Raw genomic sequence first — 24472 nt, 5'->3', positions numbered from 1 at the left:
TCGGCTGCCCACCGCTGGAAATACCAGTACACGGTGTCCCAGGGCGGGAAGTCGTGCGGCATCATCCGCCACGCGCACCCGGTGCGGGTCACGTACAGGATCGCCTCTTTCGATCCGCCGGCGCGGATGGACCGCGGGCCGGCCGCCGGTCTTCACCGGCACCATCGGCGCGATCAGCGCCCACTGCTCATCGGTCAGGTCCGAAGGATAGGGTCGCGGTGCTGAATAGCCCTTCATCCTTCAATGCTGGACCCACTGTCCGCCGCAGTCACCGGGAAACACCGACCACTTTCCCAACACGTTCTCAGGCCAGCGTCTGCCGCCGGGTCATCGGCAGCCGCGCCCGGGTCAGCAGCCAGGCCGCCGCGGCGCCGACCAGCGGCACCAGGATCAGCAGCGCACCCAGCTGCAGCCACGGCAACACGATCGGCATGCCGCGCTGCAGCGAAAGAACGACGACGACGGGCACGGCTCCGGCGAACAGGCCCAGCACGGTGCCGAGCAGGGCCGTCATGAGTGTCTGCGCTCCGGAGAGGGCCTTGCGCAGCCGTGGGTCGGCCCCGACGCTGGCCAGTGTGGCGTGGTCGCCGCGGCCGTCCGCGAGCGCCAGCCCTGCCGTGATGCCGGCCGCGCTGAGCGTGATGAGCGCGCCGCCCACCACGGTGAGCCACAGGATGAGCCCGATGGGAGTGCTGGGGCCCTGCTCCGGGCTGACGTAGCCGTACCCCCCGAAGTGTTGCGCCAGGGCCGCGGTGACCCTGTCCTTCTCCGCCGCCGAGAGCGGTCCGGACGTGTTGACCAACAAGTACCTGTCCGCCACCGGCAGTTTCAGCGTAGCGGCCGTTTCCGGCGACACGACACCGTAGAACCCCAGCGCCTTGTCCGGGGCGTCCACCGTGGCGGCCAGCGTGTGCGTGCTGACGGCCTTATACGTCGGGCGGGAGTACCTGATTCCTCCCTGCTGGGGCGTCATGCTGCTGTAATTGGCTTCGTCGTGCGAGTCGTAACTCATCACGGTGGCCGTGTTGTCGTCCGCCAGATAGACCCGGTTGGTCACCACCATGCCGCCGGAATTCAGTGTTGCCAGCGCCGCCGGGCTGGGCGCATGTCCCAGAAGGGCGGTCAATTCGGCCTCACCGCCGGCCACGATGGGCGGAAGCCCGCCGCCGTAGTGGGTGTTGCTCATGGAGCCCTTGCACCGCCAATCGCCCAGATCCACCGGCCTGGAGTCCGCCGCCAGTTCGCAACGGTTCTGCGCAGGTTCCCGCAAGACCCAGTCGATGCAGGGCGGCATCTTCGCCGGGGCGGTGTTCTCGTACCCCACATAGCAGTCATTGGCCCGCTGCACGCCACGCAACACCATGGTCTGCGTGCCGGTGCCCAATTCCTGGGTCAGCGTCTTGATCGCCAGGACCGGATCCACGGTGACCCGCTTCGGGTCTTTCATCGCGACCGCCCCGGGCCCGGCTTGGGTTTGCGGCGGATACTCGACATATTGCAGGGGCAGCGCCGTCTGGTTGAGGTTGTACGACCATTGATAGTCGTCGCTGGACTGCTGGTTGATGCTCGCCGAGCCCACCATGAGCGCCCCGGCCAGCATGGCGGCGGCCAGCACCGAGGCGACCGCCGGCACGGTGCGGCCGCGATTGCGTGCCGCGTCCCTGGCGGCCAGCCGCAACGGCACCGGCAGCCACGACGTCCTGGCGGTCAGGACGGCAATGATGCGGCCGGTGAGGAAGATCAGCCCCACCACCAGCAGCACCGCCCCGCCGATGATCAGCCCGCCAACCAGGGGCATCCACTGGTTGAACGCGTCCGTGCCGCGGGTGGCCAGGGCGACGGCGCCGCCGGCCGCCATGACCAGGGCGGCCAGAAGCAGCAATCCCAGCCCAATGCGTGTGGTCCACTTTGAGGGAGCGGCCACGCTCCGCCCGGACTTCAAGGCAGCGATGGTCGCCTGCCTGGCCACGGCGCGGGCCGGGACCACGGCCGCCAACCAGCCGGCGGCCAGCCCCACGGCAACGAGCAACACCACGGCCGGCCACTGGACGTGCAGCCCGGAGAACACCGTGTGCCCGCCGGAGCGGACCACCAGCACGGCGACGGTCGCCGCCACGGTGCCAAGAAGGGCCCCGGCGACGCCGCCGGCAAACCCCAGCCACACGCCGCTGGCCGTCACCACCGAGCGGATGGTGCCGCCTTCGGCCCCGGAGGCCGCCAGCAGCGCCAGGTCCCGTTGTTGTTTGCGGGCGCCGACGGCGAACGCGGCGCCGGCCAGGAGCCCCACCTCCAGCAGGGCCAGGACGCCGACAAGCGCCCCGACCAGCGCGTAGGACAGCATGGTTTGGCGGCGGTAGTCACCCAGGGAACCGTTGTCCTGCGCCCCCACCTCGGCCCTGGGCGGCGGATTCAGCAGCAGGCTGCGGGACGTGACCTGCACGCCCTTCGCATTGAATTCCTTCGCCTGCGTCCATGTGATGGGCTTGTCCCCCACCAGGTAGACGGTGCCCGTGTCCATGTCACCGGCCAGCGAGGCCGACACCTGCGACTTTTCCAGGTACAGGATGGTGTTGCCGTCCGAGAGCCCGGCGTCACGAACCTTGCCGACCATTTCAAAGGTGCCGGCCGACGTCGTCAGCGTGTCTCCCAGAGCCAAACCGAAGCGGGTGAACAGGCCGGGCGTGCCCAGCGCCTGGGTTGCCGCGGTGGGCGCCGCCCCGTCCAGCAGCCGGTATTTCCCCTCGAAGGCCGGGTCCAGGACATCCGTCACGGATCCCTGCAGCGGCACCTGGGCGTTGCCCACCGGGCTGGTGAGCTGCAATGCCTGCGACGTGATGGCCCGGTAGCCGGCCGGGACGACGTCGGCCGGGTGTGCGGCGACAAAGTTCTTGTCCTGGTCGCCCATGCTATAGGGATAGCCCAAGTCCCCCTTTACGGCCTGCACGGTCTTGGCATTGACAGCCCCGAAGTTGCTGAGCCGGCCCTGCGTCTGGCCGAGCTGGTGCAGCACGGTCTCCTGCGGCGTGGCCAGCATGCTTTGCCCGGCCGTCGCGGCGGCCGACAGCCCCGCGACCGGCAGCATGATAAGGGTCATGATCAGCACGGACCGGCCCTTGTGCCGGCGGATGTCCCGCCAGGCCATCTTCAAGGCCAGGGCGCGCCTGTGCCGCCGGCCCCCGGGAACGGGGGTCAGGTCGAGCGCCATCTCAGTGCGCCGAACCGGTCAGCAGCACGGACGGGTCATGCTGGGCGGCGGCCTCGTCGACGATGCGCCCGTCCTTCAGGAACACGACCCTGTCGGCCCAGCCGGCATGCCTGGCCTCATGCGTGACCAGCACGACGGCGGCGCCCGCCTCCGCGCGACCGCGCAGCACCTCCAGGATGCCGTCGCCGGTCGTCGAGTCGAGCGCGCCGGTCGGTTCGTCGGCCAGGATCAGGCGGCGCTCGCCGACGATGGCGCGGGCGATCGCCACGCGCTGCTGTTGGCCGCCGGACATCTGGTCCATGAACCGGTCCGCCAGCTCGGGGATGCCGACCAGGCGCAGTGCGTCCTTGGCCTGCCGGCGGGCCTTGCGCGCCGGAATGCCGTCCAGCTCGCGCGGCAGCGCCACGTTCTCCGCCGCGGTCAGCGTGGGCACCAGGTTGAAATCCTGGAACACGTAGCCGACGGCCCGGCGGCGCAACCTGGCCAGTTCATTGATGCTCAGCCCGCCCAGCGGCGTGCCCTCCACGTACACCTCGCCGCCGGTGGCCTTGTCCAGGCCGCCGGACAGCGTGAGCAGGGACGACTTGCCGGAACCCGACGGTCCCATGACGGCGACGAACTCGCCGGCACTGACGGCCAGGTTCACATTGCGCAGCGCGGCCACGGCCGTGGCGCCCTCGCCATACGTGCGGCTGACACCTTCCAATTGCAGGATCTCGTTACTCATCGCGTTGCCGCCCCCATTGTCTCGACAGATGTTTCCGTGTTGGTGTGTGTCAAACCTTTTGAATCGGCACCGCTTTTGGCGCCTTTGGCGTGCGTGGCCATCCACCCCTCGCAGTGGTCCAGCCAGCGCAGTTCCGCCTCGGTGGCGAAGATGAGTGAATCGAGGACCAGCAGCCAGGCGGCGTCGTCGGACCTCGCGGCCTCCCGGCGCGAGCGGGTGTAGTCCTGCAGCGACCGCATCGAGGCCTTGCGCTGGGCCTGGATCACCCCGGCCACGTCCACGCCGTCGATCGTGAGGGCCAGGGCCAGCTTGATGGCCAGCTCGTTCCGGGGCGGGTTCGCCTGCGCGACGGGCTTGGCGAACCAGCCCATCACCTCCGCACGCCCCGCCTCGGTGATGCTGTAGATCACGTGGCCCTCGCCGTCGTCCCCGTCCTTTTGCACCATGCCGTCCCGCTCCAGGCGGTCCAGGGTGGTGTACACCTGGCCGATGTTCAACGGCCAGGTCGCCCCGGTCCGGTCCTCGAACTCGCCCCGCAGCTGGTACCCGTACCGGGGCTCGCCCTGCAACAGGGCCAGCAATGAATGCCTGATCGACATGCGCGCCTCCGCGTTCGGCACGGCCGCCCCCAATTTGGCCGGCCGCGACAACGGTATACATACCGCGTATGCTCACTATAGCTACCCGGTATGCACCGCGCAAGAATGCCGGGAGTGGCGTGCCTAGCGGGACGCTTTCAGTCCGGCCACGAGCACGGACAGCCCCAGCTCAAACGCCGCGTCCGCCGGGTCCCGCCCGCCGGCCTCCCGGCGGTCGTAGACGCGGGCCAGGGCCGGAGTATCCGGGGCGTCGTCGGCGGGATCGAACATCGTGGGTGGGGCCACCGCGTCCAGCGCGGAGCCCAGGATGAAGGACTCCAGCACCACCACGTGGTTGAGCACCTCGGATTCGGCCCAGCCGGCGGCCAGGAAACCCCGCATGACCTGTTCGTACATCGCCAACGTGCGGTGCGCGCCCGCGATGGGTTCCGTGGCGAAGATCGCGATCGCGTTGGGGTGAGCGGCAAAGGCCAGCCGGTACGACCGGGCCCAATCGACGACGGCCTCATCCCACGCCTTCTCGGCGAACGAGGTCGCGTCGATCCGGTCACTGATCACCTCGCGCATGCCGGCGAGCAGCTCCGCCTTCCCGCCGACATAGTGGTAGAGGGCCGGCGTCTGGACGCCGAGCTCGGCCGCCAAGGCCGACATCGTGAAGCGCTGGGGCCCGACGGAGTTGAGCAGGTCAAGGGCGACGCCGAGGATCCGATCGCGGTCCAGCACGGCGCGACGAGGCCGGCCCGCCCGGCGTTTCGGTGCAACATCCATCGACTCCCCCTCTTGCCTGTGACCCGGGTCACCCCTATAGTAGTCACCAGATTATTTAATGACATTAAATTACTTCTGGAGATCGCTTTGACCCTGACAGTCTTTCACTCGGGCACCCACGCCGCCGCCCCCGCCGGCGTCACCTCGGCCCTCGCCGTGCGCGACGGACGCATCATCGCCCTGGGCGACGACGCCCATGCACTCTGCCCCGCGGCCGACCAGCTGGTCGACCTGGGCGGCGGACACCTCGGCCCGGCGTTCGGCGACGGCCACGCCCACCCGCTCTTCGGCGGACTGGAGGATGACGGCCCCCAGGTGCGCGCCTGCCGCAGCGTCGAGGCGATTGTCGCGTGCGTGCGCGAGTGGGCCGCGGCCCACCCGGACGCCGCGTGGATCATCGGCGCCAGCTACGACTCGACCCTGGCCGCCGACGGTCTCTTCGACGCCGCGTGGCTGGATGCCGTCGTCCCGGACCGCCCGGTGGTGCTGCGGGCCATGGACTACCACACGGTCTGGGCGAACTCCGCGGCGCTGGCCGCCGCCGGGATCACCGCGGCGACGCCGGAGCCGGCGCTGGGCCGCATCGTGCGCCGCGCGGACGGCTCGCCGCTGGGCACCCTGCAGGAGCCGGGCGCCGTGGACCTGGTGATGGACCATGCCCCGGCGATCGCCGACGCCGTCCGTGCCGCCGCCCTGGGACGCGCCACCGCCCGCTTCGCCGCCGCCGGAGTGACGTGGGTGCAGGACGCCTGGGTGGAGACCGCGGACCTGGGCCCCTACCTGCTGGCCGCCGGGCGGGGCCTGCTCAACGCCCGCCTGAACCTGGCCTTCCGCGCCGACCCGCTGCGCTGGCGCGGCCAGCTCGCCGGCTTCGCCGCGGCGCGCGAGCGGGTCCGGGAGTTGGATTCGCCGATGCTCGGCGCGCGCACCGTGAAGTTCTTCGTGGACGGCGTGATCGAGTCCGGCACGGCCGCCATGCTGGAACCGTACTGCGACACCCCGGGCGACACCGGCCTGGCCAACTGGGACGCCGAGTCACTGAACGCCGCGGCCATCGAGGTGGACCGCCGGGGCTTCCAACTGCACCTGCACGCCATCGGCGACCGCGCCGTCCGGCTGGCCCTGGATGCGATTGCGGCGGTCCAGGCCGTCAACGGCCCGGCCGACCGCCGGCCGGTCATCGCCCACCTGCAGGTGGTCAATCCCGCTGACCTGGAACGTTTCGCGGCCCTGGGCGTGATCGCCAATTTCGAACCGCTCTGGGCGCAGCCGGACGATCTGATGAACCACCTGACCCTGCCGCGCCTCGGCAAGCTGCGGGCGCACCAGCAGTACCCCATCGGCACGCTGATCCGCGCCGGCGTCACGGTCTCGTTCGGCAGTGACTGGCCCGTGACACACCACCATCCGCTGAACGGGCTCGCCACCGCGATCACGCGCAGCACGCCGGACGGGCTGCCGTCCGGCGGGTGGGTTCCCGCTGAACGGATCGACGTCGCGGACGCCCTGCATGCCTATACGGCCGGAGTCGCCGCCCAGGCGTTCGCCGACCACGACCGCGGCACGCTCGCCGTGGGGCTGGCCGCCGACCTGGTCTGGCTCAGTGCCGATCCCCGCGGCCTGGACGCCCGGTCACTACCCGATGTGCGGGTACTCGGCACCTGGCTGGAGGGGCGGCGCACCCACGCGGCCGAACCGGCCTTGTTGGCCGCCACCACCTGACCCGCCCACAGCAAGCTCCTTTCTCCCCGTTCGAAAGGCACGTCCATGAATTCCACCCCACCCGTTGCCCCGGCGCCCGCGCCGACCCGCCATGGCGGTCCCAGCACCGCCGGGCGGCCGCAGAACCTGCGCCGCGTGCTCTCCCTGCCGACCCTGGTCATCTTCGGCCTGACCTACATGGCGCCGGTCACCGTGTTCACCACCTACGGCGTGGTGACCGGGATCACCGGCGGGCACCTGCCGGCCGCCTACATAGTGGCCCTGGCGACCATGCTCTTCACCGCGCTCAGCTACGCACGGATGTCGCGGGTGATCCCCCGGGCGGGTTCGGCCTACGCCTACACGCAGAGCACGTTCGGCGGGCATGTCGGCTTCGCGACCGGCTGGGCGCTGATGCTGGACTACCTGCTCCTGCCGATGGTGAACTTCCTGCTCATCGGCATCTACATGCACACGCAGTTCCCGGCCGTGCCGGCATGGGTGTTCGCGCTGGCGTCGCTACTACTGGTGCTCTTGGTCAATGTGCTGGGCATCAAGTCCATCGGGCGGATCAGCGGCGCCGTGGTCGCCGTCAGCGTGATCATGATCGTGGTCTTCGTCGCCCTGGTCATCAACCAGTACACCAATGCCCATGCGGCCAGCCTGCTGGCACCCTTCTCCTTCGGCGATGGCGGGCTGGGCCCGATTTTCGCCGGCGCGGCCGTGCTCTCGCTCTCGTTCCTGGGCTTCGACGCGATTTCCACCCTCTCGGAGGAGGCGAAGGACCCCGAGCGGAACATCCCCCGCGCGATCATGCTCACCACACTGATCGGCGGGTTGATCTTCATCGCCGTCGCCTGGGCGGGAGCTGTCGCGCACCCCGACTGGACCTCCTTCGTCGATCCCGACGCGGCCGGCGTCGAACTCATGGCCGGCGTGGGCGGGACCGTGCTGACCTCGATCTTCGTGGCCGTCTACGTCGCCGGCGCCTTCGGCTCGGGCCTGACCTGCCAGGCCAGCGTCACGCGCATCATCTACTCCATGGGCCGCGACGGCCTGCTGCCGCGCCGGCTGGGCCTGCTGCACCGCCGTTTCTCCACCCCCGTCTACGCCACATTGGTGGTCTCGGCCTTCTCCCTGACCTGCCTGTTCGTGGACCTGGCCACGGCCGCCTCGGTGGTCAGTTTCGGCGCCCTGGCCGCCTTCTCGATGGTCAACCTCTCGGTCGCCAAGCACTACTACATCGACGGAAGGCAGCGCGGGGCCCGCGGCGTGTTCAAGTACCTGGTGCTGCCGCTGGCCGGCTTCGCGTTGACCGTCTGGCTGTGGACCTCGCTGGCCCCCTCGTCGCTGCTGGTCGGCGGAATCTGGCTGCTGATAGGCGTCGGGTTCCTGGCGTTGCGCACCCGCGGCTTCCGCCAGGCCCCGCCACGGCTGGACTTCGCCGAGGACTGAGCCGAGGACTGAGCCGTGGACAGCCCCCGGCCCCGGGCGGGACACTGGGGAGGGGGGAATCGGAGACAACCATGGACCAGGACTTCAGTGTGACCGCGAGCGCCGGCACGTTCCGTCCGCCCGGGCCGGGGACGCTGGACTTTCCCCACCAGTGGACGGCCGGGGGCGTGAGCGTCCAGGCCGACTTCACCGGCGCCCATCTGCTACACCTGGCGGTGGCCGGGTGCGTGCTCAACGACCTCTACCGCGAGGCAGCCACGTTGGGGATAGACCTCGACGGGGTCCGGGTCGCAGCCGGCGGCCGGTTCGACCCGGATACATGGCAGTCCACCGGCATCGAGTACACGGTGGAGTTGGCCTCAAAGGCGCCCGTGGCCGAGCTGCACCACCTGCTGCGCATGGTGGACGCCGAGGCGGAGATCCCGCGAGCGCTGCGTGCCGGGGCCACCGTCCGGCGCGCCGGGTGACACCGCCGTCTGACTCGCAAGGAACCGAGGCATGCTCCTGCGCGCAGAGCCGGCCCACCGCGACACGCCTACCCCCGGAACTCAGGCCAGCAGCAGGACCTTGCCCATGTGCTGGCCGGAATCGAAGTAGGTGTGCGCGGCGGCGGCCTCGGCCAGCGGGAACGTCTTGTCGACGAGCACCTTGATGGAGCCGTCGGCGACCAGCGGCCAGACGTTGTCCCTCACGCCGTCCATGATGGCGGCCTTTTCCGCCACCGGCCGCGCCCGCAGCGTGGTGCCGATGATCGCCGCGCGCTTCGAGACCAGGGCTCCGAGGTCCAGTTCCGCCTTCGTCCCGCCCTGCAGGCCGATGACGACGAGCCGGCCGTACATGGCCAGCGCGGCCACATTCTGCTGCAGGTACTTCGCCCCGACCACATCCAGGATCACGTCGGCGCCGCGTCCGTCCGTCTGCTCACGCACCGCCTCGACGAAGTCCTGCTCCCGGTAGTTGACGGCAACATCCGCGCCCAGGAACCCGGTCAGCGTGGCGACCTTCTCCGCGCTGCCCGCCGTCGCGATGACCCGGGCGCCGCGCGCCTTCGCCAACTGCACGGCCATGACGCCGATCCCACCGGTGCCGCCATGGACCAGCAGCGTCTCGCCCGGCTGCAGCATGGCCGTCATGAAAAGGTTCGAATACACGGTGGCGGCGACCTCCGGCAGTGCCGCGGCCGTGACGATGTCCACGCCCTCGGGCAGCCGCAGCACCTGCCCCGCCGGGACGGCAACCTGCTCGGCGTAGCCGCCGCCCGCCAGCAGCGCGACGACCGGCTGCCCCTTCGCGAACGGGCGGGTCACGTCCGCCCCGAACGCGGCGATGCGGCCCGACACCTCCAGGCCCATGATGTCCGAGGCGCCCGGCGGCGGCGGGTAGACGCCGCGGCGCTGCTGCACGTCCGCCCGGTTGATGCCGGCGGCGACCACGTCGATGAGGACCTCGCCCGCGCCGGGCACGGGTGCGGGCACCTCGGTGAGCCGCAAGACCTCCGGGCCGCCCGCCGTCGTCGGAACTATCGCCTGCATGTTTCCTCCCGCATCGTGGCTGGTCACGGCCTCTGCTTTGGTCGCACTGTACCGCCTATGGAACACTACTAGGGTAGGGAAGGTTGTCCGAGCGGCCGATGGAGCTGGTCTTGAAAACCAGTGTGCGGTTACCCCGTACCGCGAGTTCGAATCTCGCACCTTCCGCGCATGCCCTGGCAACTGGTGGGCAGTAGATGCACGTTTCGAGCCGATTTTCGACATCTACTGTCCACCAGTTGCGGGGCTCAGCCGAGGATGTCCTTCGCGATCGCGTCCGCGTCCAGCAGCGTCCGGTACCCGCTGCGATGCTCGGCCCCGGCCTGGGCGGCGATGGCCGTCCCCCACTGGACCGACGACAGCTGCAGGCCCAGCACGTACAGGCCGTCGACGGGGTCCCCGGACGCGCCCCGCGGCCGGTACGGCGGGGTCGTCACGTCCAGCCCGCTGGTCACGACGGCCTCGTCCTCGGCGGCCAGCATGAGGCGCGGGCGGGCCAGCCCGTCCTCGAAGAGCCGGCGCAGCAGCTCCGACTCGCCGTCCGCCACGCGGTTGGCCGGCGCCAGCGCCTCGACCAGGCACCGGGCCGTCCACGGCGTGTCGCGCACCCACGGGGATTCGGCGCTGAACAGCCCGTCCCGGACGGTGAACACCGGATCCGGACCGACGAAATGGACGACGCCGGCACGCACCAACGCGGCCAGCTGCTCCACCCGCAACGCCGGCGGCCCGCTGGCCAGGCCCTCGACGAAGCCCTCGAACCAGCCGCGCAGCTCGCCCAGCCAGGACTCCTCGGTGATGCCGCCGTCCGCCACGAGGGATTTCACCACGGCCCGGCCGGCATTGAGCGCGCCGATGGCCATCTTCACCGGATCGTCCTCGCCGGCGGCCGATCCGGCCGCGTCCGCGCACAGGTGGGACAGCACGGCCGCGTCCAGGCCCGCGCGAGAGTCGAACGTCGTCCCGGCGAACGGGCGCGCCAGCGACGGCAGGTCCAACCGGTCGGCTTCGTCGATGCCCGCCGCCACCAGCCCGTCCACGGCCCTCGACCAGTCCGCGTCGCCCAGGCGCAACGCCGCATCGAGCCCGGCCAGGAAGCCGTCGCGGACCGCCTCGGGACGCACCCGGGCGAGCGTGTCGTAGTACGCCCACACGGCGTCCCGGTGCAGCAGCGGCCACACGTCGTGGTCGAACCCGGCCGCCCCGCCCCGCTCGCGGATGGCCGCCGCGGCGTCCTCGCCGAGGAATCGCAGCCGCACCGACGCCGGGTAGTAGCCGGCCAGTGTGGCCTTCGCCCGGTATGGGGCGCCGCGCCGCGACGCGGCCACGATCAACGGCTCGCGGCCCGAGGGCACGTACGCCAGCGACTCCCCCGGGCGCCCCCCGGTCGCCTCGAAGCGTCCGCCGCGCGCCTCGGTCAGCTGCCCGACCACGTCGAAGAAGTTCAGGCCCATGCCGCGCACCAGCACGGTCTCCCCCGCCGGGACGGCGGCCCAATCGACGTCGGCCGGCACGGCCGGCGGGAAGTACGCCAGCCCGTTCGCGGCGGCGGCGTCGGCGAGCCGCTGCTGCCCGGCACCGAGTCGCGACGGCAGGTGCCCCAGCGCGAGGACGACGACGGCGGCGGCCAGTTCGGTGCCGTCCGCAAGCACGACGGCGAACCCGGCCGCGGGTGCCTGGCCCACCACCCGCAGGGCGAGGGTGGGGTGCACGGTGACCGTGACGGCGTCGGGCGTGGCCGCGAGCAGCTGCTCGAAGGTCCATTGCAGGTAGCGCCCGTACAGCGGGCGGCTGGGGAAATCGGTGGATGCCAGGGTGGCCAGTTCGTCCCGGTCCGCGGCGGAGAGCCGCGGGGAGGGGTTCGCCCGCTGGGCGTCGCGCCAGTCATCGAAGCTGGCGCCGGCGAGCGCCGGCGCGTCGACGCCCCGGTCCGGGACGAGCGTGGGGAAGAACGACTGGGTGTTCATCAGGTAGTGCCGGGACTGGCCGGTGCGCCACACGCTGCCCGGGCCGGGCTCGCACGGGTCGACCAGGTGGATGGCCACCCGCCGGGGTGCGCCGTGCGCACCGATGCGGGCCAGGAGCCGTTCCAGGACGGAGGTGCCGCGGGGGCCGGCACCGATGATCACGACGCTCAGTTCACCCTTGGCTTCCACCCTTGAAGCTTAATGGATGGCTCCGGCCCGCCGGATGCGGCCCCGCCCCAATGCCGGCCCGCATCCGGCCTCCCGTTCGCCTCACCCCGCGGTGACCTCCATGGCCTTCCACCATTGGCCCGTGGCCGCCATCCCCACAACCGACACCGGGATGCACAGGATGAGTTGCCAGGGGTTGATGTGCGCCGCCGCGGCTCCGCCCATCCCCATCCAGAGCCCGGGTGCGGCATAGGGGAACCAGGCGCCCGCGCCGAAGGTCGTCACGACCTGGGTGATGACGACCAGCAGCACCAGCCCGCCCACGCCGGGCAGGTACCCGCGCGCCATGCTGGCCACGACGGCCAGCGGACAGGCCAGCAGCGCCGTCAGCAGACCCGCGGCCAGCGCCTGGGCCGCGGCCGCGAGAGCCTCCGGTCCCGGAAGGCCCAGCCCGATGGCGGCGCCGGAGCCGGCGGCCATCACCAGGCCGGCCACGCAAACGGCCAGCGACCAGGCGAGGATCACGGCGAATTTCGCGTACGCCAGCTGCCGCCGGCCCACGGGCAGGGCAAACAGGCCGGCCTGGGTTTTCTCCGTGAACTCCCGCCCGAAGCTCCAGCACACAACAAACCCGATACCCATGAGCGCCCCGACCGATTGCATCATGCCCACGGCGCCGAGGTAGCCGGACCAGCCGCGCCCCGTGAGTATTGCGGCCGCCTTCAGGCCGAGCTTGCTGGATCCGCCGGCGGTCGCGGCGACCGTGAACACCGCGGCAAGCACCGGCAGCGCCAGGCCGAGCAGGGCCGTGACGGTCCACACCAGCCGGGCCCGCCTGAACTTCAGGGCCTCGAACTCCACCGCCGCCAGGAAGGTGTTCATGCTTGCTCCTCGAATTGCGTCTCGGAGGCCAGCACCAGTTCGAAGAACCGGCGTTCCAGGTCCACGGTTCCGGGCGGCAACGTGCCGATGATCGTGCCGCGGTGCAGGACGGTGATCCGGTCCGCCATCCGTGCCACCTCGTCGAGGTGGTGGCTGGAGACCAGGATTGACGCGCCCCGGTCCCGGGCCGCGTCCTGCAACAGCCGGCGCAGGACGATGACACCGCGGGGATCCAGCGCGTTGGTCGGTTCGTCCAGGACCACCACGGCCGGCGCGTGCACCAGTGCGGCGGCCAGGCCGACGCGTTGGCGGTTTCCCAGTGACAGCGTCGCGGCGCGTTGCGCCGAGTACGCGTCGAGGCCCAGCGCAGCCAGGGCACGCTGCGCGGCCGCACCGGCCGCAGCCCGGCCCATCCCATGCAGCCTGGCGGCGGAGTACACGTTTTCACGCGCCGTCAGCTCGGGGTACGCAAACGGCGTGTCCAGCATCTGCCCGACGCGCGAGAAGGTCCGTGCACCCGCGGCATGGACGGGGATGCCCATCAGTGCCGCCGTGCCCCGGTCGGGCCGAAGCATGCCGAGCAGGATCCGCATCAGCGTCGTTTTCCCGGCCCCGTTGAGTCCGACCAGGGCGTGGATCTCCCCCGGGCCGACCTCCAGCGACACGTCGTCGAGCACCCGGACGCCACCGAGGACCGTGGTGAGCCGGTCGGCCCTGATACCAGCGCGGGTCGTCATTGGCGTGCGCCGCCTCCCCCGTCCGCCGGTGCCATCAGCGCCAAGGCCGTCCTGAGGCGTTCGCCGAGGGAGTGGCCGTCCGGGCCGGCCGCCCAGTCAAACAACGCGGCCGTCAGGCCGCCCAGGCACGCGCCGGCGGCAACCCGCGCCTCCAGGTCCGGGGCCCCGGTCTGCACCAGCGCCTCGACGATCAGCTCCTCGGTCCGGTGGTTGTTCTCCCAGACCCCGGCACGAAGACGCGGATGGCCGGCGACCAGGACGATCCTGTCCCGGACGGCGTTGTCCTCCGGTTCGGGCAGCGAGCTCCACGCCGCCAGCAGCCCGCGGCGGACCCGTTCACGGACCGGCAGTGCCGGGTCCTGGGCGGCCACGAGCCCGGCGATCAGCGGATCGTAGGGGTCATCGAGTGCCGCCGATTCCTTGGTGGGAAAGTACCGGAAAAACGTCATCTGCGACACGCCCGCGGCGGCGGCGATCTGCGCCGTCGTCGTCTCATCGAAGCCCTGCTCCAGGAACAGGGCCATGGCCCGCTCCCGCAACAGCGCTCGGGTGGCCGCGGCATTGCCCATGAACATAATGTTAGTCACTAACATTACTGGCGTCAAGGACCGCCGCGCCTGCCCGTGCCTAGGATGGGCTCATGACGGAGTCCGAGAATCCCACCCCACAGAGCGCGCCAGGTGTTGAAGAAATCGCCAACGAACCCTTCGACGAGTTCCTGTGGCTGGAGGACGTCCACGGCGAGGACGCCATGGCCTGGGTGCGCGCCCGCAATGCCCGCACCGACGCGGCCCTCATCAACGCCGACTACGAACGGCTGGAGGCCTCCGTCCTGGAGGTGCTGGATTCGGCGGACCGCATCCCCATGGTGACCAAGCGCGGGGACTGGTACTACAACTTCTGGCGGGATGAGGCGAACCCGCGCGGGCTGTGGCGGCGCACGTCGTGGGCGAGCTACCTGACCGCGACGCCGGACTGGCAGCTGTTGCTCGACGTTGACGCATTATGCGCCGCCGAGGGCGCCGATTGGGTGTGGGCCGGCGCCTCGCTGCTGCGCCCCGCCGACGGCGAGGAGTACAGGCTGGCGCTCGTCGCGCTGTCCCCGGACGGCGGCGACGCCGTGACCTACCGGGAATTCGACGTGCTGGAGGGCGACTTCGTGGACGGCGGGTTCCACCTGCCCACGGCAAAGTCGCGGGTCAGCTGGCTGGACGAGGACACGTTGTACGTGGGCACCGACTGGGGGCCCGGGTCGATGACGGAGTCGTCGTACCCGCGCACGGCGAAGGTGCTGCGCCGCGGCGAATCCGTCGAGGCGCTGGCCGGACGGGAGTCGTACTTCGAGGTGCCCGCCGACCACCTCAGCGGCGGCGCCGCGCACAGCAGCGTGCCCGGCTTCGAGCGCGACGTCGCCCATGACACGCTGGACTTCTTCCACAGCCGCTCCTACCTGCGCGTCGACAACGAGTGGGTGCGCATCGACGTGCCCGAGGACGTGAACGTGTCCCTGCACCGTCAGTGGCTGGTGTTGCGCCCCCGCACCGACTGGGCCGACGCCGGCACCACCTACCCGGCCGGGTCGCTGCTGGTCGCCGACCTCGAGGCGTTCATGGCCGGGCACCGGGCCCTGCGCACGGTGTTCACCCCGGACGCGGCCACGGCACTGGAATCGTGGAGCTGGACGCGCAACTTCCTGCTGGTGAACCTGCTGCGGGACGTGTCGTCGCGCATCGTCGTCGTGGACCCGTCCCGGGGCTGGGCGGCGGAGGAACTGGATGCCTGCCCGCCGCTGCACACCGTCCAGGCGTTCGCCGTCGACGACGAGGACGAGGCGGTTGGCGACGACTACTGGCTCGTCACCACCGGCTTCCTCACCCCGACGACGCTGCTGCGCGGGACCCTCGGATCGCGGACGGCCGACGATCCCGGCGGCGAGCCGGCCGCGGTGGTGCGGGCGTCGCCGTCGTACTTCGACGGTGACGGGTACGAGGTGCAGCAGCACTTCGCCGTGTCCGACGACGGCACGCGCGTGCCGTACTTCCAGGTGGCGCCGCGCGGGCTGGTGCTCGACGGCGCGAATCCGACCGTGCTGAACGGCTACGGCGGGTTCGAGGTGTCGAACACGCCGTCCTACAGTGGCACACTCGGGCGCACCTGGCTGGGCCGGCGGGCCGTGGTGGACGGGGTGGAACGCGGCGGCGTATACGTGCTGGCCAACATCCGCGGCGGCGGCGAGTACGGCCCCGGCTGGCACCGGGCCGCGTTGCGGGAGAACCGGCACCGGGCCTATGAGGACTTCGCCGCGGTGGCCCGCGACCTGGTGGCGCGCGGCGTGACCCGACGCGAACACCTGGGCTGCGTGGGCGGCAGCAATGGCGGCCTGCTGGTGGGCAACATGCTCACGCAATACCCTCAGCTGTTCGGCGCGGTCTCCTGCGGCGTGCCGCTGCTGGACATGCGCCGGTATACGAAACTTTCGGCCGGGGCGTCGTGGATGGCCGAGTACGGCGACCCGGACGTGCCCGCCGATTGGGAGTTCATCCGCACGTTTTCCCCGTATCACCTGCTGCGGGCGGGCGTGGACTACCCGGCGGCGTTCATCTGGACGGCGACATCGGACGATCGGGTGGGGCCGGTGCAGGCGCGCAAGATGGCGGCACGGATGGAGTCCATGGGCGTGCCGGGACTGTGGTTCCACGAGGCGCTGGAGGGCGGTCACGCCGGGGCCAGCAACAACTTGCAGGCAGCCCGGTTGCACTCGGCGTCCTACGAATTCCTGTGGCGGCATGTGTCCGGCGACGGCCGCGTGGAAGGGTAGCGGCCGTTTTGCGTTGCACCGTGGTCTATCGGTAGAGTTGCCATGCTGGTCGGTGGCTTCTACACCGGCCAGCGCTGGAGACGTGCCAGAGCGGCCGAATGGACTTCACTGCTAATGAAGGGTCGGGGTTAAACTCGACCGGGGGTTCAAATCCCCCCGTCTCCGCCGTGTGAAAGGGCACCCCCAAGGAATTTGGGGGTGCCCTTTTCGGTGGCAGCCCGGTGGTTGAGCCTGCCGAAACCCGGCCGAGATGGCAGCATCCGCGGGTCATGACGCCAAATCAAACATCCGACCAATAGACTGGGCGCATGGCCGTTACCGACGACGCGATCACGAAGATCAAGGAAATGATCATCTCCGGCGAACTGGCCGCCGGGGACAGGCTGCCGCCCGAGAAGGAGCTCTCGGAGAAGCTAGGCCTGTCCCGCAGCTCGCTGCGCGAGGCCGTGAAGGCGCTGGAGATCATCCGGGTCCTGGACGTGCGACGCGGCGACGGCACCTACGTGACAAGCCTCGAACCGGCGCTGCTGACGGAGGCCGTGACATTCATCGTCGACCTGCAGCGGGACAAGTCCGTGCTGGACGTCTTCGAGGTCCGCCGCATCCTCGAACCGGCCGCCGGCGAGATCGCCGCGCACCGCATCACGCCCGGCCAGGTTGCGGCGCTGCGCGCGAGCATGGACGGGGTCACCGAGGACACCGATGTCGAGGAACTCGTCCGGCACGACCTGGTCTTCCACCGGATTATCGCGGACGCGGCCAGCAACGCGTACTTGACCGGCCTGCTCGAGGGGCTCTCGTCCAGCACCGTGCGGGCCCGCATCTGGCGGGGCCTGACCCAGGAGAGGGCGGTCGCGCGCACGCTCGATGAGCACGCCGCCATCGCCGACGCGCTCGAACGCGGCGACGCCGAACTGGCCAAGGCACTGCTGACCGTCCACATCAGCGGCGTCGAGACCTGGCTGCGCGGGGCGCTGTAGCCGGGGATCGCGGTGGTTGAGCCTGTCAAACCGGGGATCTCGACAAGCTCGATCACCGCAGGTCACGCTGGTTGAGCCCGTCGAAACCGGGGATCACGGCGGTTGAGCCTGTCGAAACCCAGGATCTCGACAAGCTCGATCACCGGGGACTTCGACAAGCTCGATCACCGGCGACAGGCTCGACCACCGCAGGTCTCTGACAAGCTCGATCACCGCAGGGCGCGCGCGTAGACGCGGCGGGCGGTGCCGGCCCACACCGCCTCCGCCTCGGCCGGCGCGAGCTCGTCGATCAGCGCGGCCAGTATCGCGTGCGTGTCGGCGTAGGGGGCGCCGAGCAGGCTGACCGGCCAGTCGCCGCCGTACATGAGCCGGTCGGGGCCGAACGCGTCCAGCGCGATTTCCCACGCCGGGCGCAACGCGGCGGCCGTGAACGGCGCGCCGGGGGCGAACAGGCCGGACACCTTGGCCACCGTGTTCGGGTGCTCGGCCACGGCCCGCAACTGCCTGGCCCACTCGTCCATCGCCGCCCGGCCGTCGGCGCGCGGCGGCTTGCCCAGGTGGTCGACAACGAGGGTCAGCTCCGGTAGCGCGCCGGCGAGCGACGGCAGCCGGTGCAAGTGTCGCGGCCAGGCGTCCGGGACGTCGAACGGCAGGCCGGCGTCAGCGATGTGCGCGAGCGTGCGGCGGACTTCCGGCCGGAACAGCAGATCGTCGCGTGGGTCGTCGTGCACGAGCGTGCGCACGCCGGCGAACGCGTGATGCGCCCGCCACCGCTCCAACAGGGTCGCTGCCGCGGCCGGATTCTCCAGGGGCAGCCAGCCGACGACGCCGGCGATCCAGTCATGCGCGGCGGCCTGGGCCAGCATGTTCGCCGTGTCCTCCGCCGTGTCGTCGGCCTGGACCAGGATGGCCCGGCCGACGCCGGCGGCCGTCAGCGCTTCCCGCGCCTCGGCGGCGCCAAAGGTCCTGAACAGCCGCCCGTGCCGCGGACCCAGCCACCGGTAGCGGCCCTCCCCCAGCCGCCACACGTGCAGGTGCGCGTCCACCCGTTCAGTCACCGGCGGCATCGACCAGGCTCGGTTCGAGCAGGCCGCGCCGCGCCAGCTCGTCCCACAGGTCGGCGGGCACGTCGGCGGCCATCCGCGCTGCCGTCTGCGTGATCTGCTCAGGACTGGCGGCGCCCACGACGACCGTGCGCACCACCGGGTGCCGGGCGGCGAACCGGAGCGCCGCCGTCGGCAATTCCACACCGAACTCACCACAACAGGCGGCCAACGCGCGGGCCCGGGCCAGGATGTGCGCCGGGGCAGGCGCATAGTTGTAGTGCGCGGTCCCCGGGACGACGGCCCGGGCCAGCAGCCCCGAGTTGTACACGCCGCAATTGGCGACGCCGACGCCGCGTTCGGCGCACAGCGGCAACAGGTCCGCGGCGGCCGGCTGTTCGAGCAGCGTGTACCGCCCGGCCAGCATGATCAGGTCCAGGTCGGCGGCGCGCACACAGGCGGCCAGCGCATCGGCGGAGTTGGCGCCCACGCCGATCTGCGCCACGAGCCCCTCGGACCGCAGCTTCTCCAGCGCCGGCAGCGCCTGACCGATCCCGGCGTCCAGGTCGTACACGTCCGGATCGTGCAGGTAGGCGATGTCGATGCGGTCCAGGCCGAGCCGGTCCAGCGACTCCTCGATGCTGCGCCGGATGCCGGCCTCGGAGGGATCCCACACGCGTACGGCGTCGGCGGGCACGTCGAAGCCGTCGGTGTCACGCACCCCGTCCGGGTTGGCGGCCGGGACGAGCAGCCGGCCCACCTTCGTGGAGACCGTGAACTCGTCGCGCGGCCGGCCGGCGAGGGCACGGCCGAGCCGGCGCTCGGACAGGCCCAACCCGTAGTGCGGGGCCGTGTCGAAGTACCGGATGCCCGCCTCCCAGGCCGCGTCCACGATCGCGGCGGCGGCGGCGTCGTCCATGGCCCGGTACAGGTTGCCGATGCCGGCCCCGCCAAAACCCAGGGCGCCCAGGGCGCGGGTCACGGAAGTTTCCAGACGGTGGGCAGGCCGCGGTCGAGGCCGGTGTAGTCGTCCTCCACCTCCAGCAGCTCGCCCATGACGGCCTGCCAGGCGATGTTGACCGGGTTGGTCGCCAGCGCCCGCCGCATGGCCCGGTAGTCGTCGACCTCCACCACGTGGAACAGTTCGCGGCCGCTGCGCCAGATGTGCCAGTCCGTGACGCCGGCCGCGCGCAGGGCGGCCTCCAGCTCGTCGCTGATCCGCGCGTGCACGGCGTCGTACTCGGCCTCCTTGCCCGGCTTCAGCCGGGTGTGCAGGGCGATTTTCTCACTCACGCCAGCTCCACCCCTTCCTCGAGGAACAATTCGATCACGGGGACGGCCGCCTCCGGCCGGCGCACGGGCAGGTTGAGCGTCAGGGTGCCCTCCGGCTGCCCGGCCGCGGTCATGTTCTGCGCCGCCTGGTGCGGGTCGGAGACGCTCATGCGGATCTCCGACGCGTCGCCCAGCAGCTGCGCGTAGCGCACCTTGCCGGCCAGCCGCGGCAAGTGGAGCTGCCCGAACGGCCACGCGAACAGGTGCAGGTACAGCCGGTCGCCGCGGCGCGTGTACCTGGCGTCCGACGGCGGCACCAGGTTCACCGGTCCGGCACCGTGGATGGAGCGGGCGTGGGCGCGCATCCAGTCCCCCAGCGCCGCGAGCGTGGCCACCGCGTGCGGGTCGAGCTCGCCGCGGCCCGTGGGCCCGACGTTCAGCAGCAGGTTCCCGCCCTTGGCGACGCCGTCGATGAGCATGCGCAACAGCAGTTCGGGCGACTTGTAGTCGTCGTTGTCGCGGTCGTAGCCCCAACTGCCGTTGAGCGTTTGGCAGGCCTCCCACGCGACCGGCGCGCCGTCGTCGTTCTTCAATGTGCCGGCCGGCTGGTACTGCTCGGGCGTGGCGACGTCGCCCGGGATGCCGAGGCGGTCGTTGACGATGATGCCCGGCTGGAGTTCGCGGACCATGGCCAGCAGCTCCGCCGAACCCCACTCCGGCGCGCCCTTGCCGGGCCACGGCCGGCCCGCCGCACCATCGGAAGCGGCGCCCTCCGGGTAGGAGAAGTCGAAGAACAGGTAGTCGATCTGCCCGTAGCCGGTCAGCAGCTCGCGGACCTGCCCGTGCAGGTAGTCGCGGTAGCGGGCCATGTCGCGGCCCGCGTTGCGGGCGGCGGCGTCCGGGGCGTCCCGGTCGGGGTGGATGCCGTCGATGGTGAAATCCGGGTGGTGCCAGTCGACTAGCGAATGGTAGAAGCCCACCTTCAGCCCGGCCTCGCGCAGCGCGGCCACGTATTCGGCCACCAGGTCCCGGCCGGCCGGCGTGTTCGTGGCCTTGTAGTCGGTCAGCGCCGAGTCCCACAGGCAGAACCCGTCATGGTGCTTCGTGGTCAGGACCACGTACTTCATGCCGGCCCCCGTCGCCGCGGCCGCCCATGCGCGTGGGTCGTACAGGTCCGGGTCGAAGTGCTCGAAGTATGTCCGGTACGTCCCGGCCGGGATCTTTTCACGGCTCATGACCCACTCGTGGCGGGCGGGCAGGGCGTACAGGCCCCAGTGCACGAACATGCCCAGCCGGGCCTGGCTGAACCAGTGTGCGTCGTCGATCATGCGGCCCCTCCCACGGTGGTTGTCTCATCCTGCCAGACCGGCCCGTCCGGGTAACTGAACCGGGCGATGGATGCGGCGTGCATCTGGCCCCCGCCGCCGGGCGCGGACGGCGGCCAGTAGCAGCCGTCGTGGACGTCGATCGGGGTGATGAAGTGTTCGTGGAGGTGGTCGACGAACTCGATCATGCGTCCCTCCATTGACCCCGACACGGCGACGAAGTCAAACATGGACAGGTGCTGGACGGCCTCGCACAGTCCCACGCCGCCGGCGTGCGGGCAGACCCGGACGCCGAACTTGGCGGCCAGCAGCAGGATGGCCACGTTCTCGTTCACGCCGGCCACCCGGGCCGCGTCGATCTGCAACACCTGCAACGCCCCGGCCTGCAGCATCTGCTTGAAGACGACCCGGTTCTGCACGTGCTCGCCGGTGGCCACCGGGATGGGCGCCACGCCCCGGGCGATGGCCGCATGCCCCAGGATGTCGTCCGGGCTGGTGGGCTCCTCGATCCAGGCGATGTCGTAGGGGGCCAGGTGCGTCATCCATTCGATGGCCTCGGCGACGCCCCACCGCTGGTTGGCGTCGACGGCGATTCCGATGTCCGGCCCCACGGTGGCGCGGGCCGTGCGCACGCGGCGGACGTCGTCCGCCAGGTCGGCGCCGACCTTCAGCTTGATCTGCCTGAACCCGGCATCGACGGCCTCGCGGGCCAGCCGGGACAGCTTCTCGTCGGAGTAGCCCAGCCAGCCGGGCGTCGTGGTGTAGCCCGGGTAGCCCTCGGCGAGCAACCGGGCGGTGCGCGCCGCACGGCCGGGCACCGCCCGGCGCAGGATCTCCAGCGCGTCGGCCTCGGTCAACGCGTCGGTCAGGTAGCGGAAGTCGACCAGCTCCACGAGCTCCTCGGGTGTCATGGTCGCCAGCAGCCGCCACAGTGGCAGGCCGGCCCGCTTGGCCTTCAGGTCCCACAGCGCGTTGATGACGGCGCCGATGGCCATGTGCATGACGCCCTTTTCCGGGCCCAGCCAGCGCAGCTGCGAATCGTGCACCAGCTCCTTCCAGGTGGCACCCATGTTCGCCAGCAGTTCCTCGACGTTGCGGCCGGCCAGGAACGGGGTGAGCGCCGTGACCGCCGCGGTTTCCACATCATTGCCGCGCCCGATCGTGAACACGAAGCCGTGCCCCTCCAGGCCGTCCGGATGATCGGTCGCGATGCGCAGGTACGCGGCCGAGTAGTCCGGGTCCGGGTTCATGGCGTCCGATCCATCCAGGTCGCGGGACGTGGGGAAGCGCACGTCATGCGTGTGGATGGCAACGATTGTGCTCACGGGGGGTGGCTCCTGTGGGGTCGTGGAAACTGTCGGAAGTCACCTCCAGCTAAACATCGGATGTTTATCATGTCAATATCCCGAAAGTTGCGGAAAGCGCGCACAAATGCCGGTAGGGTACGTAGAAAGCTCAGATGTTAGCCGGGCTGTCTGGCGGCCCGATCAGGGCGGGCGCGCCCCGCACGAAGGACGAAGGAACCATGAAGATTGCACGTTTGGGTGAGCCGGGCCGCGAGGTCCCGGTCGTGTTGGTTGCCGATGCGGCGGGCACGGAGCGGGTGTACGACGCCGGTTCGCTCACCTCCGCGGTCGACGGCGCGTTCCTGGCCGGCGACGGCATCGCGAAACTGCGGGCCGCCGTCGGCCGCGGCGACCTGCCGGAACTGGCCGACGCAGCCGCGCTGCGGGTGGGCTCCCCGATCAGCCGGCCGAACAACGTGGTGTGCATCGGCATGAACTACGCCGCGCATGCGGCCGAATCCGGGTCCGAGGCGCCCACCGTCCCGGTCGTGTTCCTGAAGCCGACCAACACCGTCACCGGTCCGTTCGATCCGGCCCCGATCCCGCCGCTGGGCGAAAAGTACGACTGGGAGGTGGAACTGGGCATCGTGATCGGCCGGGAGGTCAGCTATGCCGCCTCGCTTCAGGAGGCGGCGGACGCCGTGGCCGGGTACGTGACCGCCAACGACCTCTCCGAGCGCGCGTACCAGCTCCCGGGTGCGGCCGGGCAGTGGACGAAGGGCAAGTCACTGCCGAAGTCCACGCCGCTGGGCCCGTGGCTGGTGCCCGCCGACGAGGTCGACCCGTCGAATCTGCGCCTGCGGTCCTGGGTCAACGGGGAACCGCGGCAGGACTCCTCCACCGCCGATCTGATCTTCGACGTGTCCACGATCGTGCACCACGTGAGCCAGTACATGCTGCTCGAACCGGGCGACGTCATCCTGACGGGCACGCCGGAGGGCGTGGCCCTGTCCGGCCGGTTCCCGTACCTGCGCGACGGGGACGTCGTCGAACTGGAAATCGAGGGACTGGGCCGGCAGCGCCAGGTCTTCCACCGTGCCGGTTCCGCTTCCACCACGACCACCGCCGCACCGAAGGAGGCCTGAGATGGGCCGGGAATTGACGAATCTGACCGCGCTCGTGACCGGCGGCGCGTCCGGCATCGGGGCGGCCATCGCCGCCCGGCTCCAGGCCGGCGGCGCGAACGTGGCCGTGCTCGACCTGTTTCCGGCCGACCTGCCGGCCGGTCAGCTGGGCCTGGCCTGCAACGTCTGCGACGACGACTCGGTGCGCGCGGCCGTCGCGGCGGCCGCGGCCCGGTTCGGCGGGATCGACATCGTCATCAACAACGCCGGCATCGGTGCGCAGGGCACGGTCGAGGACAACGACGACGAGGAATGGCACCGGGCGTGGGATGTGAACGTCGTCGGCATGGTGCGCGTGTCCCGCGCCGCCCTGCCGCACCTGCGCGCCTCATCCGCCGCCGCGATCGTGAACACGTGCTCGATCGCCGCGACCGCCGGGCTGCCGCAGCGTGCGCTGTACTCGGCCACGAAGGGCGCCGTGCTGTCACTGACCCGGGCCATGGCCGCCGACCACCTGCGCGAGGGCATCCGCGTCAACGCGGTCAACCCCGGCACGGCCGACACCCCCTGGGTGACCCGGCTGCTCGACACGGCCGACGACCCGGCCGCCGAACGCGCCGCGCTGAACGCCCGCCAGCCGCACGGCCGTCTCGTCAGCGCGGACGAGGTCGCCGGCGCGGTCGCCTACCTCGCCAGCCCGTCCTCCGGCTCGACCACCGGCACCTCGATCGCCGTCGACGGCGGCATGCAGGAACTGCGGTTGCGCCCCGCCGGCCAATAACCCGCCCAACTGGTGGACACTTGTTGCTCATTTTCCGAGGATTTCGTGCAATAAGTGTCCACTGGTTTCCGTTAGCGCGGATTTCCGCGCAGCTGGTTCGGGGCA

General features: G+C 70.9%; 21 protein-coding genes, 2 tRNA genes and 1 pseudogene. 9 read left to right on the top strand and 15 right to left on the bottom strand.

Going from position 1 to position 24472, the window contains the following annotated elements; genetic code table 11:
* From EJC77_RS21260 to EJC77_RS18300, 5 genes and pseudogenes are all read right to left on the bottom strand, one after another.
* Positions 1–213 (bottom strand): annotated as a pseudogene (locus EJC77_RS21260) (transposase); the annotation flags it as partial.
* 91 nt (positions 214–304) lie between these two features.
* Complete coding sequence (locus EJC77_RS18315) at positions 305–3205, bottom strand: FtsX-like permease family protein (RefSeq protein WP_125616103.1); 2901 nt, start codon at positions 3203–3205, stop codon at positions 305–307.
* 1 nt (position 3206) lies between these two features.
* Positions 3207–3932, bottom strand: coding sequence for an ABC transporter ATP-binding protein (locus EJC77_RS18310; protein ID WP_125616100.1), 726 nt, complete (start codon positions 3930–3932; stop codon positions 3207–3209).
* Positions 3929–4531 carry a PadR family transcriptional regulator gene (locus EJC77_RS18305; protein WP_125616097.1) on the bottom strand — a complete coding sequence of 201 codons (603 nt, stop codon included), beginning with the start codon at positions 4529–4531 and terminating at the stop codon, positions 3929–3931. Before EJC77_RS18305 ends, EJC77_RS18310 begins: the two co-directional genes overlap by 4 nt.
* A gap of 123 nt (positions 4532–4654) precedes the next feature.
* Positions 4655–5299: a TetR/AcrR family transcriptional regulator C-terminal domain-containing protein gene (locus EJC77_RS18300; protein ID WP_125616094.1), complete on the bottom strand. Its 645-nt coding sequence runs from the start codon at positions 5297–5299 to the stop codon at positions 4655–4657.
* An 87-nt stretch (positions 5300–5386) separates the two neighbouring features.
* Here EJC77_RS18300 and EJC77_RS18295 point away from each other — a divergent pair, with 87 nt between their 5' ends.
* The 3 genes from EJC77_RS18295 to EJC77_RS18285 all read left to right on the top strand — a co-directional run bounded on the left by EJC77_RS18295 (position 5387) and on the right by EJC77_RS18285 (position 8922).
* Positions 5387–7021: an amidohydrolase gene (locus EJC77_RS18295; protein ID WP_205787487.1), complete on the top strand. Its 1635-nt coding sequence runs from the start codon at positions 5387–5389 to the stop codon at positions 7019–7021.
* 45 nt (positions 7022–7066) lie between these two features.
* Positions 7067–8455, top strand: a complete 1389-nt coding sequence (locus EJC77_RS18290; protein WP_125616092.1) for an APC family permease — start codon at positions 7067–7069, stop codon at positions 8453–8455.
* Positions 8456–8526: 71 nt separating this feature from the next.
* Positions 8527–8922: an OsmC family protein gene (locus EJC77_RS18285; RefSeq protein ID WP_125616089.1), complete on the top strand. Its 396-nt coding sequence runs from the start codon at positions 8527–8529 to the stop codon at positions 8920–8922.
* Between the two features lie 81 nt (positions 8923–9003).
* On the opposite strand, the gene EJC77_RS18280 is transcribed toward EJC77_RS18285, so the two are convergent.
* A complete protein-coding gene (locus EJC77_RS18280; RefSeq protein ID WP_125616086.1) occupies positions 9004–9987 on the bottom strand; it encodes an NAD(P)H-quinone oxidoreductase in 984 nt (327 codons plus the stop codon).
* A 77-nt stretch (positions 9988–10064) separates the two neighbouring features.
* Here EJC77_RS18280 and EJC77_RS18275 point away from each other — a divergent pair.
* A tRNA-Ser gene (locus EJC77_RS18275) sits at positions 10065–10152 on the top strand.
* Positions 10153–10232: 80 nt separating this feature from the next.
* Here EJC77_RS18275 and EJC77_RS18270 read toward each other — a convergent pair.
* The 4 genes from EJC77_RS18270 to EJC77_RS18255 all read right to left on the bottom strand — a co-directional run bounded on the left by EJC77_RS18270 (position 10233) and on the right by EJC77_RS18255 (position 14307).
* Positions 10233–12140: an FAD/NAD(P)-binding protein gene (locus tag EJC77_RS18270; protein ID WP_125616082.1), complete on the bottom strand. Its 1908-nt coding sequence runs from the start codon at positions 12138–12140 to the stop codon at positions 10233–10235.
* Positions 12141–12221: 81 nt separating this feature from the next.
* Positions 12222–13001, bottom strand: a complete 780-nt coding sequence (locus EJC77_RS18265) for an ABC transporter permease (protein WP_125616079.1) — start codon at positions 12999–13001, stop codon at positions 12222–12224.
* Positions 12998–13738: an ABC transporter ATP-binding protein gene (locus tag EJC77_RS18260; protein ID WP_125616076.1), complete on the bottom strand. Its 741-nt coding sequence runs from the start codon at positions 13736–13738 to the stop codon at positions 12998–13000. Before EJC77_RS18260 ends, EJC77_RS18265 begins: the two co-directional genes overlap by 4 nt.
* Entirely contained in the window at positions 13735–14307 is a 573-nt protein-coding gene (locus tag EJC77_RS18255) for a TetR family transcriptional regulator (RefSeq protein WP_125616073.1), read from the bottom strand. Before EJC77_RS18255 ends, EJC77_RS18260 begins: the two co-directional genes overlap by 4 nt.
* Before the next feature lie 71 nt (positions 14308–14378).
* On the opposite strand from EJC77_RS18255, the gene EJC77_RS18250 reads away from it, so the two are divergent.
* The 3 genes from EJC77_RS18250 to EJC77_RS18240 all read left to right on the top strand — a co-directional run bounded on the left by EJC77_RS18250 (position 14379) and on the right by EJC77_RS18240 (position 17536).
* Positions 14379–16556, top strand: a complete 2178-nt coding sequence (locus EJC77_RS18250; RefSeq protein WP_125616070.1) for a prolyl oligopeptidase family serine peptidase — start codon at positions 14379–14381, stop codon at positions 16554–16556.
* A gap of 76 nt (positions 16557–16632) precedes the next feature.
* Positions 16633–16721: transfer RNA gene (locus EJC77_RS18245), tRNA-Ser, on the top strand.
* A 143-nt stretch (positions 16722–16864) separates the two neighbouring features.
* The gene (locus EJC77_RS18240) at positions 16865–17536 is read left to right on the top strand and encodes a FadR/GntR family transcriptional regulator (protein ID WP_125616067.1); all 672 of its coding nucleotides are present in this window, start codon (positions 16865–16867) and stop codon (positions 17534–17536) included.
* A gap of 209 nt (positions 17537–17745) precedes the next feature.
* Here the strand turns inward: EJC77_RS18240 and EJC77_RS18235 are convergent, their stop codons facing one another.
* The 5 genes from EJC77_RS18235 to EJC77_RS18215 are packed head-to-tail and all read right to left on the bottom strand — an operon-like array spanning position 17746 to position 22501.
* On the bottom strand, positions 17746–18594 hold the full coding sequence (locus EJC77_RS18235) for an amidohydrolase family protein (protein ID WP_125616064.1): 849 nt from the start codon (positions 18592–18594) through the stop codon (positions 17746–17748).
* Positions 18587–19561 (bottom strand): aldo/keto reductase, encoded by a 975-nt coding sequence (locus tag EJC77_RS18230; RefSeq protein WP_240630356.1) that lies wholly within the window; start codon positions 19559–19561, stop codon positions 18587–18589. Before EJC77_RS18230 ends, EJC77_RS18235 begins: the two co-directional genes overlap by 8 nt.
* Positions 19558–19872, bottom strand: coding sequence for an L-rhamnose mutarotase (locus EJC77_RS18225; protein WP_125616061.1), 315 nt, complete (start codon positions 19870–19872; stop codon positions 19558–19560). Before EJC77_RS18225 ends, EJC77_RS18230 begins: the two co-directional genes overlap by 4 nt.
* Positions 19869–21179: an alpha-L-fucosidase gene (locus EJC77_RS18220; protein ID WP_125616058.1), complete on the bottom strand. Its 1311-nt coding sequence runs from the start codon at positions 21177–21179 to the stop codon at positions 19869–19871. The genes EJC77_RS18225 and EJC77_RS18220 overlap by 4 nt, the downstream gene beginning before the upstream one ends.
* Positions 21176–22501: an L-fuconate dehydratase gene (locus EJC77_RS18215; protein ID WP_125616056.1), complete on the bottom strand. Its 1326-nt coding sequence runs from the start codon at positions 22499–22501 to the stop codon at positions 21176–21178. Before EJC77_RS18215 ends, EJC77_RS18220 begins: the two co-directional genes overlap by 4 nt.
* Positions 22502–22701: 200 nt before the next feature.
* Here EJC77_RS18215 and EJC77_RS18210 point away from each other — a divergent pair, with 200 nt between their 5' ends.
* Positions 22702–23607 (top strand): fumarylacetoacetate hydrolase family protein, encoded by a 906-nt coding sequence (locus EJC77_RS18210; RefSeq protein WP_125616053.1) that lies wholly within the window; start codon positions 22702–22704, stop codon positions 23605–23607.
* A 1-nt stretch (position 23608) separates the two neighbouring features.
* Positions 23609–24367 carry an SDR family NAD(P)-dependent oxidoreductase gene (locus EJC77_RS18205; protein ID WP_125616050.1) on the top strand — a complete coding sequence of 253 codons (759 nt, stop codon included), beginning with the start codon at positions 23609–23611 and terminating at the stop codon, positions 24365–24367.
* Positions 24368–24472 lie beyond the last annotated feature (105 nt).

This window comes from Specibacter cremeus, assembly GCF_003946885.1.
Lineage (GTDB): Bacteria > Actinomycetota > Actinomycetes > Actinomycetales > Micrococcaceae > Specibacter > Specibacter cremeus.
This window is presented reverse-complemented; position numbering and strand designations above follow the sequence as displayed.